Origin of the sequence: Pseudomonas sp. SJZ077, from assembly GCF_007993905.1 — a bacterium.
Lineage (GTDB): Bacteria > Pseudomonadota > Gammaproteobacteria > Pseudomonadales > Pseudomonadaceae > Aquipseudomonas > Aquipseudomonas mandelii.
In genome coordinates this window covers 101,960-118,967 of the sequence record NZ_VIUJ01000019.1, presented here as the reverse complement: position 1 = coordinate 118,967, position 17,008 = coordinate 101,960, and the positions used below count along the sequence as shown (strand labels likewise).

At 60.7% G+C, this 17,008-nt stretch carries 11 protein-coding genes and 1 pseudogene; 8 read left to right on the top strand and 4 right to left on the bottom strand.

The genetic code is table 11. The features are described from left to right. Window positions 1–31 precede the first annotated feature (31 nt). Complete coding sequence (typA, locus tag FBY01_RS24730) at window positions 32–1,852, top strand: translational GTPase TypA (protein ID WP_010464551.1); 1,821 nt, start codon at window positions 32–34, stop codon at window positions 1,850–1,852. A gap of 209 nt (window positions 1,853–2,061) precedes the next feature. On the opposite strand, the gene FBY01_RS24725 is transcribed toward typA, so the two are convergent. Continuing rightward, window positions 2,062–2,505 (bottom strand): YkgJ family cysteine cluster protein, encoded by a 444-nt coding sequence (locus tag FBY01_RS24725; RefSeq protein ID WP_083375245.1) that lies wholly within the window; start codon window positions 2,503–2,505, stop codon window positions 2,062–2,064. 256 nt (window positions 2,506–2,761) lie between these two features. On the opposite strand from FBY01_RS24725, the gene FBY01_RS24720 reads away from it, so the two are divergent. From FBY01_RS24720 to FBY01_RS24700, 5 genes are all read left to right on the top strand, one after another. After that, window positions 2,762–5,212 carry a glycogen/starch/alpha-glucan phosphorylase gene (locus FBY01_RS24720; protein ID WP_077747594.1) on the top strand — a complete coding sequence of 817 codons (2,451 nt, stop codon included), beginning with the start codon at window positions 2,762–2,764 and terminating at the stop codon, window positions 5,210–5,212. Between the two features lie 271 nt (window positions 5,213–5,483). Further along, window positions 5,484–9,083 (top strand): DUF2339 domain-containing protein, encoded by a 3,600-nt coding sequence (locus FBY01_RS24715; RefSeq protein ID WP_145309861.1) that lies wholly within the window; start codon window positions 5,484–5,486, stop codon window positions 9,081–9,083. Continuing rightward, a complete protein-coding gene (locus FBY01_RS24710; protein ID WP_145309863.1) occupies window positions 9,080–10,453 on the top strand; it encodes a DUF3999 domain-containing protein in 1,374 nt (457 codons plus the stop codon). Before FBY01_RS24715 ends, FBY01_RS24710 begins: the two co-directional genes overlap by 4 nt. Window positions 10,454–10,725: 272 nt before the next feature. Continuing rightward, a complete protein-coding gene (locus FBY01_RS24705) occupies window positions 10,726–11,736 on the top strand; it encodes a class 1 fructose-bisphosphatase (protein ID WP_010464542.1) in 1,011 nt (336 codons plus the stop codon). Window positions 11,737–11,739: 3 nt separating this feature from the next. Further along, window positions 11,740–12,342 (top strand): DUF924 family protein, encoded by a 603-nt coding sequence (locus tag FBY01_RS24700; RefSeq protein WP_077747597.1) that lies wholly within the window; start codon window positions 11,740–11,742, stop codon window positions 12,340–12,342. Window positions 12,343–12,458: 116 nt separating this feature from the next. On the opposite strand, the gene FBY01_RS32345 is transcribed toward FBY01_RS24700, so the two are convergent. Continuing rightward, complete coding sequence (locus FBY01_RS32345) at window positions 12,459–13,223, bottom strand: methyl-accepting chemotaxis protein (RefSeq protein WP_370655188.1); 765 nt, start codon at window positions 13,221–13,223, stop codon at window positions 12,459–12,461. Window positions 13,224–13,316: 93 nt separating this feature from the next. Next, window positions 13,317–14,339: pseudogene (locus FBY01_RS32340) on the bottom strand (cache domain-containing protein); the annotation flags it as partial. A 297-nt stretch (window positions 14,340–14,636) separates the two neighbouring features. Here FBY01_RS32340 and FBY01_RS24690 point away from each other — a divergent pair. Beyond that, window positions 14,637–14,891: a hypothetical protein gene (locus tag FBY01_RS24690; protein WP_010464535.1), complete on the top strand. Its 255-nt coding sequence runs from the start codon at window positions 14,637–14,639 to the stop codon at window positions 14,889–14,891. A 31-nt stretch (window positions 14,892–14,922) separates the two neighbouring features. After that, the gene (locus FBY01_RS24685) at window positions 14,923–15,492 is read left to right on the top strand and encodes a lipocalin family protein (RefSeq protein ID WP_010464533.1); all 570 of its coding nucleotides are present in this window, start codon (window positions 14,923–14,925) and stop codon (window positions 15,490–15,492) included. Between the two features lie 119 nt (window positions 15,493–15,611). Here the strand turns inward: FBY01_RS24685 and FBY01_RS24680 are convergent, their stop codons facing one another. After that, a complete protein-coding gene (locus FBY01_RS24680) occupies window positions 15,612–16,976 on the bottom strand; it encodes a formimidoylglutamate deiminase (RefSeq protein WP_077747599.1) in 1,365 nt (454 codons plus the stop codon). Window positions 16,977–17,008: the final 32 nt, after the last annotated feature.

Below are 17,008 nucleotides of genomic sequence, written 5' to 3'. Positions count from 1 at the left end.
GCACACCGAATCCTCTGATCGAGATACACAAGTGATCGAAAATCTACGCAACATCGCCATCATTGCTCACGTTGACCATGGTAAGACCACCCTGGTAGACAAACTCTTGCGTCAATCCGGCACCCTGGAGCGCAACGAGCTCAACGACGAGCGCGTGATGGACTCCAACGACCAGGAGAAAGAACGCGGTATTACCATTCTGGCGAAAAACACCGCCATCAACTGGAACGGCTACCACATCAACATCGTGGACACCCCGGGCCACGCCGACTTCGGCGGCGAAGTTGAACGCGTAATGTCGATGGTTGACTCCGTTCTGCTGCTGGTTGACGCTCAAGACGGCCCTATGCCGCAAACCCGTTTCGTGACCAAGAAGGCTTTCGAAGCCGGCCTGCGTCCAATCGTGGTGATCAACAAGGTTGACCGTCCAGGCGCACGTCCGGACTGGGTTCTGGACCAGATCTTCGACCTGTTCGACAACCTCGGTGCTACCGAAGAACAGCTGGACTTCAAAGTCGTCTACGCCTCGGCCCTGAACGGCATTGCCGGTCTGGAACACACCGACATGGCTGAAGACATGACCCCGCTGTACCAGTCGATCGTCGACAACGTACCTGCGCCGAAAGTCGACCGTGAAGGTCCGTTCCAGATGCAGATCTCCGCTCTGGACTACAACAGCTTCCTGGGTGTTATCGGCGTTGGCCGTATCGCTCGTGGCCGCATCAAGCCGAACACTCCGGTTGTTGCTATCGACGCCGACGGCAAGAAGCGTAACGGTCGTATCCTGAAGCTGATGGGTCACCACGGTCTGCACCGTATCGACGTTGAAGAAGCAGCTGCCGGCGACATCGTCTGCATCAGCGGCTTCGACCAGCTGTTCATCTCCGACACTCTGTGCGACCCACTGAACGTCGAAGCGATGAAGCCGCTGACCGTTGACGAACCAACCGTTTCCATGACCTTCCAGGTAAACGACTCGCCTTTCTGCGGTAAAGAAGGCAAGTTCGTGACGTCCCGTAACATCAAGGAACGTCTGGACAAGGAACTGCTCTACAACGTTGCCCTGCGCGTTGAAGAAGGCGACACCGCCGACAAGTTCAAAGTCTCCGGCCGTGGTGAGCTGCACCTCTCGGTACTGATCGAAACCATGCGTCGCGAAGGCTTCGAAATGGGTGTTGGTCGTCCGGAAGTGATCATCCGCATGGTTGACGGCGTGAAGCACGAACCGTACGAAAACGTGACCATCGACCTGCCAGAAGAATCGCAAGGTTCGATCATGGAACAGATCGGTATCCGTAAAGGCGACCTGACCAACATGGTTCCGGATGGCAAGGGCCGTGTGCGCCTTGAGTACAACATCCCGGCTCGTGGCCTGATCGGTTTCCGTAACGAGTTCCTGACCCTGACCTCCGGTGCAGGCATCCTGACCTCGATCTTCGACCGTTACGACGTGATGAAGTCCGGCGACATGTCCGGCCGTCAAAACGGCGTGCTGGTTTCGGTTGCTACCGGTAAGGCTCTGACTTACTCGCTGGAAACCCTGCAAGCTCGCGGCAAACTGTTCCTGGGTCACGGTGAAGACGTGTACGAAGGTCAAATCGTCGGCATCAACAGCCGCGACAACGACCTGGGCGTCAACCCAACCAAAGGCAAGAAGCTCGACAACATGCGTGCCTCGGGTAAAGACGAAACCATCGCTCTGGTTCCGCCTATCCGTTTCACCCTGGAACAAGCTCTGGAATTCGTTCAAGAAGACGAATTGTGCGAAGTCACTCCTAAGTCCATCCGTCTTCGCAAGAAGATCCTGGGCGAAAGCGAGCGTACCCGCGCTGCCAAGAAAGCCGGTAACTGAGTCTCGACTTAGTTAGCTGCTAAAAAAACGCCCCCGACCGCAAGGTCGGGGGCGTTTTTGTTTGTCTGGGGTTTGTGCGGTGTCAGTTCGGGTCCCTTCGCGGGCAAGCCTCGCTCCTACGGGTTTTGCACGCGTCACAAGAACGGCGCATGACCTGTAGGAGCGAGGCTTGCCCGCGAAGGCGATCTATCCGGCAGCGTGATTGCGGATCAGAACTTCTCAAGCGTCCTACGGCTGGCGCTGCTCTCGCGCGCCACTTCTTTAGGCTTGTATGCGCAATACCCCGGCCGTGGCCCGATTTTCGGGTGATTGCGGCAAGTGTCCGGGCGCTTTTCATAAATAGTGCACAGACGGCTCTTACGATCCAGGTACAGGCAATCGTTGTTGCTCATGCGCTGGAGGGTGAAGATCTCGGACTTCTGGTTGTAACGCTCGACGATCCCTTCCTTCTGCAAGCGCTTGGCAATGTTCTTTGGCGGCTCGCCGCGCTCGAACTCGTCGACGATGCCGATGCGGATCAGGTCCTTGATCTTGACCTCGACCGGCAGCGTGCAGCAGCTGGATACACACGAGCCGCACATCGGTGCAGAATATTTGGCCCAGGTATCGAGGCGATCGATCTCCGCGGCGGCGATCAGGTTGGACTTCATCATCGGTTGTTACCAGCGTGTGCATCAGGGCGCGCGATCATACCGGGACTGGTGGATTTTTGAACAACCTTTCGCCAGATTTTTTCTCCTTCGCTCAAATAACACCGTTAATCCGGCACGGCCCCTGCATTGATTCAGGCACATGACAATGTAATGCCGCCCTATCTCGCACTATCAGGAAAAACTGCCGAACCAGAGTCCCAACGGCCTGTCAGACCGTCTAGGCTCAACAACTCCACGCTCGCTCGAGGTCCTATCGATGACTCAAGAACCACTTGTTCGCGAAGCAGAGGTGGCCGCATTTCGCGATGCCGTCTTGACCAAACTCACCTACGCGGTGGGCAAAGACCCGGATCACGCCTTCGACCACGACTGGTTCGAAGCCATTGCGTTGGCAGCGCGCGATCACATGGTCGAGCACTGGATGGATCACACCCGGCAGATCTACCGCAAAGGTCAGAAACGGGTTTACTACCTCTCCCTGGAATTTCTCATCGGCCGGCTGCTCTACGACAGCCTGAGCAACCTTGGCCTGCTCGACGTCGCCCGCGAAGCGCTGACCGAACTCGGCGTCGACCTGGAACGTATCCGCCTGCTGGAGCCCGACGCGGCGCTGGGCAACGGCGGCCTCGGTCGTCTGGCAGCGTGCTTCATGGAAAGCATGTCGACCCTCGGCATCGCTGGCCACGGCTACGGTATTCGTTATGAACACGGCTTGTTCCGCCAGGCCATCGTCGACGGCTGGCAGCAGGAGCAAACCGAACACTGGCTGGACTTCGGTAACCCGTGGGAATTTGAACGGCCTGAAGTCGTGTACCCGATCGGCTTCGGCGGCAGTGTCGAAACCGTCACCGATGAAAACGGCAAGTCCAAGCAAGTCTGGTCCCCGGCGGAAACCGTGCGGGCCATTGCCTACGACACGCCGGTGGTCGGCTGGCGCGGGGCGAGCGTCAATACGCTGCGCCTGTGGCGTGCCCGCGCCATGGAAGATTTGCACCTGGAGCGCTTCAACGCCGGTGACCACTTGGGCGCTGTGGCCGAAGTCGCCCGGGCGGAAAGCATCTCCCGCGTGCTCTACCCGGCGGACAGCACCGAAGCCGGCCAGGAACTGCGCCTGCGACAGGAATACTTCTTTGTCGCCGCGTCCTTGCAGGACTTGCTGCGCCGCCATCGCAACATGCACACCTCGGTCCTGACCCTAGGCGACCACGCGGCGATCCAGCTCAACGACACGCACCCCTCGATTGCCGTGGCCGAACTGATGCGTCAGCTCGTCGACGTCTACGACGTGGCGTGGGATGCCGCATGGCAGGTCACCGTCGACACGCTCTCGTACACCAACCACACGCTGTTGCCGGAAGCGCTGGAAACCTGGCCGGTCGGTTTGATGGAGCGGATGCTGCCGCGGCACATGCAGATCATTTACCAGATCAACGCCCAGCACATCGATTCGCTGCGCGCCAAAGGCATTCACGACTTCGACGTGCTGCGTGCGGTGTCGCTGATCGAGGAAGACAACGGCCGCCGAGTGCGCATGGGGAACCTGGCGTTCCTCGGATCCCACAGCGTCAACGGCGTGTCCGCGCTGCACACGCAGCTGATGCGCAAAACCGTGTTCTCCGAACTGCACAAGCTCTATCCGGAGCGGATCAACAACAAGACCAACGGCATCACTTTCCGCCGCTGGCTCTACCAGGCCAACCCCGAGCTGACGTCGATGATGGTCGACGCCCTCGGCCCGGACCTGTTGGACAACGCTGAAGCACGCCTGAAGGAACTGGAGCCGTTTGCCGAGAAAGCTGCGTTCCGCAAAGCCTTCGCCGAGCAGCGGCTGCACAGCAAAAAAGCCCTGGCGTACCTGATTCATGAACGACTGGGGATCGCGGTCAACCCGGCGGCCATGTTCGACGTGCAGGTCAAGCGGATCCACGAATACAAACGCCAGTTACTCAACCTGATGCACACCGTGGCGTTGTACCAGGCGATTCGCGCCGAGCCGGAAATCGACTGGGTGCCGCGGGTGAAGATCTTCGCCGGCAAGGCGGCGGCCAGTTATCATCAGGCCAAGCTGATCATCAAGTTGACCAACGACATCGCCCGGGTGGTGAACAACGACCCGACGGTGCGCGGACTGCTCAAAGTGGTGTTCCTGCCCAACTACAACGTCAGCCTGGCGGAAAGCATCATTCCGGCGGCGGATTTGTCGGAGCAGATTTCCACCGCGGGCTTTGAAGCCTCGGGCACCAGCAACATGAAGTTCGGCCTCAACGGTGCGCTGACCATCGGCACCCTCGATGGCGCCAACGTCGAAATGTGCGAGTTCATCGGCCCCGAGCACATGTTCATCTTCGGTCTCAGTGCCCAGCAGGTTGAGGCACGCAAGCAGAACCATGAGTTCAATGCGACGCCGGATATTGCCGCATCACACCGTTTGAATGACGTGCTGCAAGCGATTCGCGGCGGGGTGTTCTCGCCGGATGATCCGGCCCGTTACACCGGGTTGATCGACTCGCTGATCGATTACGACCGCTTCCTGGTCTGCGCCGATTTCGATTCCTATTGGGACGCGCAGATGCGCGTGGAAGCCCATTGGCACGATTCGCAAGCCTGGTGGCGTTCGGCGGTGTTGAATACTTCCCGGATGGGCTGGTTCTCGTCCGACCGGACCATTCGCGAGTACGCCACGGATATCTGGAAGGCATTGGAGTAACTTTTAGCAATAATTGCGAGCAAGGCCCGGCGGTTGTTGGGCCTGATCGATATACTAAGCCCCAGTTTCACCGGGCAGCAGGCACTGGCAATCCATTGTGGGAGCGAGCCTGCTCGCGAAAGCGGTCTGACATTCAACGTCAATGCTGAATGTCATGGCCCCTTCGCGAGCAGGCTCGCTCCCACAGGTTTGTGTGGTTTCACACTAGACTCAGCCAGAGACTGCTTCACCCGGATTCGCCCCGCAGCGGGGCCGCTTAGGGATATCGACCATGCAATGGATGTTCATGCTGATTGGGCTGGTGCTGGGCTGGATACTCGATGAGTCATTCAGCGATGCGCTATTGGGTGCGCTGCTCGGGTTGGGAGTAGGGCAGGCCATTCGTATCGGCCGCCTGGATTCAGAAGCGACCGAGCAGCGTCGACTGCTGGAGCAGGCGCAGGTTGCGCTCAATGGCGTGCAGCAACGCCTGGCATTGTTGGAGGTGCCGGGCGTCACAACGCCTGAAACCAGCGAGCCGGTTGCCAGCGAAGCCGCTCCGTCGCCTGACTTCACCCTCGATGACATTCCTGTCGAAACCCCCGAGCTGATCTGGGATCTTCCGCCCGAACTCGAGCCGATGAGCGCAACGACAGCGCAAACCAGCCGTCCGCTGCCCGACGATGTCTGGAAACCCGAGCCTGTTACCCGCGAACCGCAACAACCCGCCGTTCCGCGTGGCCCGAACTTCATCGAGCGGGCCATCAGCGGCGCTCGCAACTGGCTGTTCGGCGGCAACACCGTGCTGCGGGTCGGCGTGGTGCTGTTGTTCCTCGGTCTGGCGTTCTTGCTGCGGTATGCCACCGAAGGCATGGTGGTGCCGATCGAACTGCGTTACGCCGGGGTTGCGGCCGCTGCGTTGGGCTTGCTTGGTCTGGGTTGGTGGCTAAGAACACGCAACAGCAATTACGCGCTGATGCTGCAAGGCACCGGCATCGCCGTTTTGTACCTGACGGTGTTTGCCGCGATGCGCCTGCACCCGCTGCTCGATCCAAGCGCCGCCCTGGGGCTGCTGGTCGCGGTCACGGTGTTCTCGGCGATTCTCGCCATCACCCAGGATGCGTTGGGCCTGGCCGCGGCCGCTGCACTCGGCGGCTTCGCGGCACCGATCCTGACTTCCACCGGGGCCGGCAACCACGTCGCGCTGTTCAGCTACTTCGCCTTGCTCAACGCCGGCATCCTCGCCATCGCCTGGTTCAAGGCCTGGCGACTGCTGAACCTGATCGGTTTCGTCGGCACCTTCGGCATCGGTTTCGCCTGGGGCCTGCGCTCCTACACACCGGAATTGCTGTGGAGCACCGAACCGTTCCTGGTGCTGTTCTTCCTGATGTACCTGGCCATCGGCCTGCTGTTTGCCCGTCGCAAGCTGCTGGAGATGAGCGACGCCCCCGATGACGACAGCCGCGAGGCGCTGCTGCGCTGGTCGGCGCGCAAGGGCGATTACGTCGACGGCACGATGCTGTTCGGCCCGCCGCTGGTGGGCTTCGGATTGCAGTTCGCACTGGTTCAGCATTTGGAATTTGCCGCAGCGTTCAGTGCCTTGGCCTTGGGCATGATCTACATGGGCCTGGCGCGTTTCCTGGTGGGCGGCCGCGCATTGCTGCTCGCGGAAACCTGCCTGGCGCTGGGCGTGATCTTCGCCAGCCTCGCGATTCCGCTGGGGCTCGATGCGCGCTGGACGGCTGCCGCTTGGGCCGTCGAGGGCGCGGGCATTTTCTGGCTCGGCCTGCGTCAGCAACGACCGCTGGCGCGTGCGTTTGCCTTGCTGCTGCAACTGGGCTCGGCCATCGCGTTTGTCAGCGAATTGCGCATCGGCGACGGCAGTTTGCTCGACGGCGCTCCGCTGGGCGCGTTGATGCTCGGCGTGGCGTTGTTGTTCAGCTTCTATCAATTGCGCAAAGCCCTGCCCGAACAGACATCGGAATGGGAGCGCAAAGGGCGGCCGGTGTTGGCTTGCCTGGGCCTGACCTTCCTCTATCTGTTGGCGCCATTGTTCTTCCTGACCCACGGCACCGCCATCAGTTGGGCGCTGGCGGGGTTGGCGACGTTGTTTGTCGGTCTGCGCCTGCAATCACGCACGTTCCTGTTCACCGCGTTTGCTGTCCAGTTGCTCGGCGGTGCGCTGTTCCTGCTGCGCTTGCAAGGTTCCAGCGGTGAGTCTGGCGCCGTGTTCAGCGCGGGTTGGAGCGGTTTGCTCAGCGCGTCTTTGATCGGCCTCGCGCTGATCGCCGGCATGTTGCTCGCCGCGCGTGATGAGATGGTGCTCAGCGATGTCCGGCTGCTGCGCGGCTTGTCGGTGGTGTTGCTGGCGGGTCTGGTGCTGATCAACCTGGCGGTGCTGTTCGTGCTGCCCTGGCAGACCGCGAGTGCGGTGTGGGCGGCCAGTGGCTTGTTCATCATTTGGCTGAGCCTGTACCTCAAGCAGCGCGTGAGTTTTGTCTTCGGTTTGCTTTTGCAGTTGATTGGCGGCGCGGCGTTCCTGTTCGCGGGGCCGGACCTGCTCGGGCCGCTGGCCAGCGAAGGGTTGAAACCTCTGGCCCACAGCGGTTTCTGGACGCCACTGGTGTTGGGCCTGGCCGCGATGGTCGGAGCGTGGCGCTTGCAACTTGGCAACCATGCCTCGGCGTTTGATGTGCTGAGCTTGCAGCGTTTGTCCGAAGTGTTGCTGGTGTGGGGCGCAGGCTGGTGGGCGCTGGCGTGGATCAGTGAAGTGCTGCGTTTTGCACCGCTGAATCTGCAAGCAACCTTGTTGCTGGCGGTTGCCGCCTTGAGCGTGGCGCTGTGGGCGGTGTTGGCGCTGCGCTTGAATTGGTCGTCGCTGGGCCTGCTTTGCACCTTGCTGATGCCCGCTGCCGGTCTGGTACTGCTCGCCGCGTGGCACTCGCGTTATCACCCGGCAGCCAATTTCGGTTGGCTGGTGTGGGCGGCCGTGTTCGTCGTGCATTTCATCTCCCTGCGACGTCTGGCGCCGATGTTGCCGGCGCGTGCCCTGAGCACCGCACATGTGCTCGGCTGCTGGCTGTTGATCGGTGTGCTGGCCTTGGAGCTGCGTTACGGTTTGCTGCTGTTGTCCGAGCAGTACAACGCCTGGCGCTGGTTGGGTTGGGCGATCCTGCCGAGTCTGTATCTGGTGCTGATGGCGGCGCCACGCAATGGGCCTTGGCCTGTTTCGGCGTATCCACGCGAGTACCGTTTTTATGCGGCGGCGCCTTTGGCGCTGCTGATGCTCGGCTGGTTCTGGCTGGCGAATATCGTCAGCGACGGCACGGCCGAGCCGCTGCCCTATGTGCCGCTGGTCAATCCGTTGGAGTTGGGTCTGCTGTTTGCGCTGTTCGGCGTCTACGTCTGGTCCCGCAGCGCCGTGACGCAACTGGCGATTCGCAAAGATTACATAGAGCACGCCACGCAACTGATCGCCGGGGTCTCGCTGTTCGCGTTCTTCACCGCACTGGTGATGCGCACCGCGCACCATTGGGGCGGTGTGCCGTTCGAGCTCGATGCGTTGCTTGAATCGATGCTGGTGCAGGCGGGGCTGTCTATTGTCTGGACCCTGATGGCGCTGAGCCTGATGATCGGCGGCCATCTGCGTCATCGCCGTGAAGTCTGGCTGATCGGCGCCGCGCTGATTGGCGTGGTGGTGGCCAAACTGTTCTTTGTCGAACTGAGTAACCGTGGCGGCCTTGCGCGGATTGTGTCGTTTATCGGCGTCGGCGTGTTGCTGCTGGTGGTGGGCTATTTCGCGCCGCTGCCGCCCAAGCGCGCCGAGGCTGCGCGCCAAGGCGGAGCCGACGCTGAAAGGCCGGCCCCTGAAACCGAAGGAGTGTCGTCTTGAGTCAGAAGTTGAACCTGGGCTGGTTGGGCGCTGTTGCGTTGGGTGTGGCGCTGTCCGCCAGCGCTCAGGAAAAACCGGCGGACTTTGCCACGCACGTGCCGTTGTCGGTGAGCGGCGAAGGGCCTTGGTATCGCCTCGAATTGCCCTTGAACGTGCAACTGAATGCGCGGCAAACGGACCTCAGCGATGTTCGCGTGTTCAACGCTGCCGGTGAGGCCCAGGCCTACGCCTTGGCGCGCGAAGCGGCGTCAACCCGGGAAAATCGCACGCTGACCGACGTGAGATGGTTCCCGCTGTACACCTCGGCGGACGCCACGGAGCGCGCGCCGGGCATCCGCGTGCAATCGAGCGCGAACGGCACGTTGGTCGAAGTGCAACCGTCCAGTCAACTGGAGGCGGGCGAAGAAGTGCTGCGCGGCTGGTTGCTCGACGCCAGCGCCATCAAGGCGCCGTTGCAGCAGTTGATCCTCGACTGGACCAGCGAGCGCGATGGCTTTCAGCGTTTCACCATCGAGGCCAGCGACGACTTGCAGCATTGGCAGTCGTGGGGCGAAGGCCAGGTGGCGCGGCTGACGTTTGCCGATGAACGGGTCGAGCAGCATGAAGTCGGCTTGCCGGGGCAATCGGCGCGTTATCTGCGCCTGCTGTGGAATTCACCGCAATTGGCACCGACGCTGACGTCTGCGCAGCTGCAAAGCGCGAGTCCCCGCAGTCTGCCGCTGCCGTTGGTCTGGTCGCAGCCGCTGGCGGGCAGCAGCGTGAAGGCGGGTGAGTACACCTGGCAGTTGCCGATGGGGCTGAATGTCGAGCGGGTCCAGGTCGAGCTGAGTCAGCCCAACAGCCTGGCGCCGGTGACGTTGTCCGGTCGTCGCGAAAGCAGCCTGCCGTGGCAGCCGCTGACCAGCGGTTTGCTCTATCGCCTGACCCAGAGTGGCCAGGACGTGGTGCAGAACGAATTGCAGCTGTCGGGGCAAACCGTGCAGCAGTTGAAGCTGGTCGTGGATGAGCGCGGCGGTGGCTTGGGTGCTGAAGCGCCGACGTTGAAGTTTGCTGTGCGCTCGACGCAATTGGTGTTCCTGGCGCGTGGGGCGGGGCCTTATACGCTGGCGCTGGGGAGTGCGACGGTGAGGGCGGCGAACCTGCCGTTGTCGACGCTGATCCCGGATTACAGCGCGGCCAAGTGGGCGGCGCTGGGCAAGGCTTCGGTGGAGGGTGCGGCGGTGGTGAGCAACTCCTCCACGGTGACGGCGGCCGCGACAGCGGACACGGACTGGAAGAAGTTCGGGTTGTGGGGGGTGTTGCTGCTGAGCGTGCTGTTTCTCGCAGCGATGGCGTTCAGTTTGCTGCGCAAGCCCCCCGTTAAACCCTGAACCTGTGGCGAGGGAGCTTGCTCCCGTTCGGCTGCGAAGCAGTCGTGACTTCTGCGGCTGCATGTTCTCGGACAAATGGCGGCGAATGCTTCAGGGGGCCGCTTCGCACCCCAACGGGAGCAAGCTCCCTCGCCGCCATAGAGTTCATTTACGGCTACGCTCAACCCCGCGCATGAACTCTATTGGGCGTATCACGTCTGATAGGAGGAAATGCGCCTCGACTCGCGTTAAACTGCGCGGGTTTTTAGCCCCCAATTCCACCGGAGCCTTCCATGTCCCGCGTTACCCTGAGTCGCTATTTGATTGAGCAGACCCGTAGCAACAACACCCCTGCCGATCTGCGTTTCCTGATCGAAGTGGTGGCGCGTGCTTGCAAGGAAATCAGCCACGCCGTGTCCAAGGGCGCCCTGGGCGGCGTTCTGGGCAGCATGGGCACTGAAAACGTCCAAGGCGAAGTGCAGAAGAAGCTTGATGTGATGTCCAACGACATCCTGCTCGAAGCCAACGAATGGGGCGGTCACCTGGCCGGCATGGCATCCGAAGAAATGGATAATGCCTACCAGATCCCGGGCAAATACCCGAAAGGCGCGTACCTGCTGGTATTCGACCCACTGGATGGTTCGTCGAACATCGACATCAACGCGCCGGTCGGTACGATCTTCTCGGTGCTGCGTTGCCCGAACGAATACCTGACCCAGAACGAGCCTTTGAACGAAAAGGCCTTCCTGCAGCCAGGCACTCAGCAGGTTGCCGCCGGTTATGCGATTTACGGTCCACAGACCATGCTGGTGCTGACCCTGGGCAATGGCGTGAAGGGCTTTACCCTGGACCGTGAAATGGGCAGCTTCGTGCTGACCCATGAAGACATCACGATCCCTGAGTCCACGCAGGAATTTGCGATCAACTCGTCCAACAAGCGTCACTGGGAAGCGCCGGTACAACGTTATGTCGACGAATTGCTGGCTGGCGATGAAGGCCCGCTGAAAAAGAACTACAACATGCGCTGGGTCGCGGCGATGGTTGCCGACGTACACCGTATCCTGACCCGTGGCGGTCTGTTCATGTACCCACGCGACAACCGCGAGCCGTCCAAGCCGGGCAAACTGCGTCTGATGTACGAAGCCAACCCGATGTCGTTCCTGGTTGAGCAGGCTGGCGGCGCTTCCACCGATGGCCATCAGCGCATCCTCGACATCAAGCCTGAGGGCTTGCACCAGCGTGTTGCGGTGTTCCTCGGTTCGAAAGAAGAAGTCGAACGCGTCACGGCTTACCACAAGGAATAAACCATGACCGCGCCCTGGCAGCCGTTGCTCGAGTGGTGGTTCGGAACCTTCGAATCCCCCCAAGACATAGCGGCTGACAAGGGCAAGTTATGGTTCGGCAAGCGCGACAGCCAGGACCTCGAAGCGCAGACGCGTTTCGGGGACTGGGTCGAGCAGGCACTGGCCGGCGGATTGACTGAATGGGCGCAACGCCCCGAAGGTTGGCTGGCCTTGGTGCTGCTGCTCGATCAGCTCCCGCGAATGATCTTTCGCGACACCCCCAAATCCTTTTCAGGCGATCTCAGGGCTCAGGCACTGGTGGCGCAAGGCATTGCTGCGGATTTCGATCGGCAGTTGCGGCCGATTCAGCGGGTGTTTATCTACCTGGTGTTTGAACATTGCGAGAATCTGGCGGTGCAGAACGAGGCGGTTTCGCGGTACATCGATCTGGTTAAACAACAACCGGAGGGTGATCAGGCTTTGTTTACCGATTACCTGAATTACGCCGAAAAGCACCAGAAGGTGATTGCGCGGTTTGGGCGGTTTCCGCACAGGAATGCGGTGTTGGGAAGGGAGTCTACGGCTGAAGAGCTGGCGTTTCTTTCCGGGCCTGGTTCTCGCTTTTAGTTTTCTGCTGTAGCTGATGCCGCCATCGCCAGCAGGCTGGCTCCCACATTGGGTTTGTGTCGTTCACAATCCCCTGTGGGAGCCAGCCTGCTGGCGATGGGGCCAGTGAAAGCCGCTTAAATCCGGAAGCTGCCCACCAACTGCTTCAACCGTGCCGCCTGCTGCTCAAGGTCCGCACATGCACGCAATGTCGACTGCAAGTTCTCCACCCCTTCCTGGTTCAAGGTATTGATCTCGGTAATGTCGACATTGATCGACTCCACCACAGCGGTCTGCTCTTCAGTCGCGGTCGCCACGGACTGGTTCATCCCATCGATCTCCCCAATACGCTGGGTCACGCTGCCCAGACGCTCACCGGCCTGGTTGGCGATGCCGACGCTGCTTTCGCTCTGGCGCTGGCTGTCGGTCATGGTGCTCACCGCTTCCCGGGCGCCGACTTGCAGTTCCTCGATCATCTTTTGCACTTGCTGCGCCGAATCCTGAGTGCGATGGGCGAGGTTGCGCACTTCGTCCGCAACCACGGCAAAACCACGTCCTGCTTCACCGGCGCGGGCAGCTTCGATGGCGGCGTTCAATGCCAGCAAATTGGTTTGCTGCGAGATGCTGGTGATCACTTCCAGAATCTGCCCGATGTTCACCGTGTTGCTGTTGAGCGTTTCGATGTTGCCGCACGAATCGCTGATCTTCGCCGAGAGCTGCTGCATCGCCGCGATGGTTTTATCCACCACTTGCTGACCTTCTTCGGCCAACGCGCGGGCATCGCTCGAATGCTGGGAGGCGAGGGCGGCGTTCTGGGCGATTTCCTGGGCGGCAGCGCCCAGTTCGTTGATCGCTGCAGCCACGCTGCTGGTGCGCGAGGCTTGCTGATCGGAATTGAACATTGACGAATTCGACGCGGCAACCACACGCAAGGCAACTTCGTTGACCTGGCCGGTGGCCGAGGACACTTCGCGGATCGAGGTGTGAATACGTTCCACGAAGCGGTTGAACGAGGTGCCCAAGGCACCGAATTCATCGTGGCCATGGATGGTCAGGCGTTTGGTCAGGTCACCTTCGCCTTCGGCGATGTCATGCATGGCGCGGCCCATGGTCAGCAGCGGCTGCATCAGAAAGCTGATCAACATGCCCAGCAACGCGATGATGATGACTACGGCGATGACCATGGCAATGATCGCCGAGGTACGGAATTCGCTGAGCATCGAGAACGCGGTGTCCTGGTCCAGCACCAGCGCCACGTACCAGTCGGCCGAGGGCACACCGTTGACGTGGGTAAAGGAGATGAACTGGGTCTTGCCGTCGAGCTCGACTTCTTTCATGCCCGGGCTGACTTTTGGTGCGCCGTTCGGGTAGGCCTCGGCGAGGCTCTTGAGCACCAGTTTGCTGTCCGGGTGGATCAGGATCTTGCCGTCGGCGCTGACGATGAACGCGTGGCCGTGACCGCCGAAGTTCAGCGAGTTGATGATTGCGCTGACGCTCGACAGGTCGATGTCCGCACCGGCAACGCCGATCATCTGGCTCTGATGCTGCACCGGCGTGGCCACGGTGATCACCAGTTTGCCGGACGAGGCGGCGATGTACGGTTCGGTGACGATGGTCTGTTGCGCGCTGTTGGCCGCCTTGTACCAGCCACGTGCGCGAGGATCGTAGTCTGCCGCACGATTGCCCGCCGGGATCGAGAGCATCACGCCGTCAGTGCCACCGAAGTAGCTCAGCTGGAAGTTGCCGGTATAGGCCGGCAAGTCGATGGCGCGTTTGAGGCTGGCGGCTGTGCTGCCGTCCACTGTGATCTGCTGGGACAACGATTGCAGCAACTGGATGCGGCTTTCCAGCCAGGTCTGGATGTTGCGGGTGGTCAGGCTGCCGAGTTCCTGCATCGAGGATTCGGTACTGCTGCGCAAGGTCTGGCGCTGACGGTAGTCGTTGAACAGGATGAAGCAGGCGAACGCAACAGCGACCACGAGGGCGGCTGCCAGCAGGATCTTGTGGCTGAATTTCATGTTTCTGGTCATTAAGTGCACTACCGCGGAGGGGCTGGTCAGCGAGGGGGCGTCAATTTGCCACAGTCGAGGGCTTTGCGCTGCTTCTATGTCGACTGGCCAGCGCCAAAGATTAGGCGTGTTTTTGCGAAAACCGATGAAATACTCAGCGGCGCAGGAAAGTTGCTGATTTTTCGAAAAAAGGCAGACGAGCGGCCCGATAAATAGCCGGGCGGTCGGGGAACCAGATGGGGGTTTTCTCTTCTAAGCTTCTGCTTGGCAGCCATGCCATTCCCCCCTCGCCCCAGGAGCTACACCATGTCGCTGCGTTCTATCGCCCTGCTCTCGTTCTGCGTGTTGTTGGCCGCATGCAGCAAGGTCAATCAGGAAAACTATTCGAAACTGTCGGCCGGCATGCCCAAGGCAGAGGTTGAAGCCTTGTTGGGTAAAGCCACTGATTGCTCGGGCGCGCTCGGCATGTCCAGTTGCACCTGGGGTGACAAGAACAGCTTTATCAGCGTGCAGTACGCCGGTGACAAAGTACTGATGTTTTCCGGCCAAGGCCTGAAGTAATCCGGGGCTACGCGCCCACGGGAGAAAAACAATGAAGCGGTTATTGATACTCCTTTTTGCCGGCCTGGTATTGGCCGGCTGCGCCACTTCTGGCACAGATCCGTTGGCGCCGAAAACCGTCAACAGCGTCAATCTCAAGAAATACCAGGGCACCTGGTACGAGTTGGCCCGCCTGCCGATGTATTTCCAACGCAACTGCGCACAATCCGAAGCCCATTACACGCTCAATCCTGACGGCAAGGTGCAGGTGCTGAACCGCTGCCTGACGGCGGACTGGCAATGGGAAGAGGCCAAGGGCACGGCTTATCCACAAGTGCCGGGCAAGACCGACAAGTTGTGGGTCGAGTTCGATACCTGGTTCTCGCGCTTGCTGCCAGGTGTGGCGAAGGGGGAATACTGGGTGCTTTACGTCAGCGACGATTACAAGACCGCCATCGTCGGTGACCCGAGCCGCAAGTACCTGTGGCTGCTGTCGCGCACGCCGACGGTCAACGGTGTAGTGCGTGAAGAACTGCTGAGCAAGGCGCGTCAGCAAGGCTACGACACTACGCGGCTGATCTGGCGCGCGTCGGATACGCAGATGGCCAAGACCTCGAACTGACGGCTAGTAAAGAACAAATGTGGGAGCGAGCCTGCTCGCGATAGCGGAGTATCAGTCAACACTTCTGTTGAATTTGATCGCCCTGTCGCGAGCAGGCTCGCTCCCACATTTCGTTTGTGTCAGCCCAGGAGGTCGCGCAGGACTTGGGTAAACGCCCGATTGCTTTCTTCTTCTGCTGCATGACGCCCGTCACGCACTACCCACTGGCCATTGACCAGCACATCGCGCACCTGGCGATCGCCGCCGGCAAACAACCAACGATTAAGAATCCCGTCACCGCTGGCCGTTGCCAGGTACGGATCGTTGCCGTCCAGCACCAGCCAATCCGCACGTTTACCAACTTCCAGTGCACCGATCGGCTGCCCCAGCGCCTGAGCGCCGCCATCCAGCGCAGCGTCATATAGCGTGCGGCCAACCATCGGCTGATCCGCGCCATACAGCCGATTACGCCGCTGATCGCGCAGGCGCTGGCCGTATTCCAGCCAACGCAACTCTTCCACAACGCTCAATGACACATGGCTGTCGGACCCGATACCCATGCGTCCACCCTGCGCGAGGAAATCCACCGCCGGAAAAATCCCGTCGCCGAGGTTGGCTTCGGTGGTCAGGCACAGACCGGCGATGGCGCGACTCTTGGCCATCAACGTGACTTCTTCCGGATTGGCATGGGTCGCGTGGACCAGGCACCAGCGCTGGTCGACCTCGGTGTTTTCGTACAGCCATTGCAGAGGACGACGACCGCTCCAACTCAGGCAGTCATCGACTTCCTTCTGCTGTTCAGCGATATGAATGTGCACCGGGCACTGCTTGTCGCTGGCCGCCAGCACTTCGCTGATCTGCTGCGGTGTTACCGCGCGCAACGAGTGGAAACACAAGCCCAGCGACTGCGCCGGTTGCTGCGCCAGGATCGGCTGCAAACGCGACTGAAGCGTGAGGTAGTTCTCGGTGCTGTTGATGAAGCGGCGCTGACCGTCGTTCGGCGCCTGGCCGCCGAAACCGGAATGGCTGTAAAGCACCGGAAGCAAGGTCAGACCGATACCGGCGGAACTGGCTGCCTGGCTGATGCGCAGCGCCAGTTCGGCCGGATCAGCGTAAGGCTGGCCGTTGGTGTCGTGATGCACATAATGAAATTCCGCGACCGAGGTGTAACCGGCCTTGAGCATTTCGATGTACAGCTGACGAGCAATGACGCCGAGTTGATCCGGGCTGATTTTTCCGACGAGGCGATACATCAAGTCGCGCCAGGTCCAGAAACTGTCATTCGGATTGCCCGCCACTTCCGCCAGCCCGGCCATGGCCCGCTGGAAGGCGTGGGAATGCAGATTCGGCATCCCCGGCAGCAGCGGACCGCTCAGCCGTTCGGCGCCATCTGCGTTGGAATCGGCCTGGATATGGGTCAAAACGCCCTCGGCGCTGACCTCAAGACGTACATTGTTGGCCCATCCGCTAGGCAGCAGCGCGCGTTCGGCAAAGAAGGCGGACATGGTTCAGAACCCCATCGTGTGTTATTTGTATA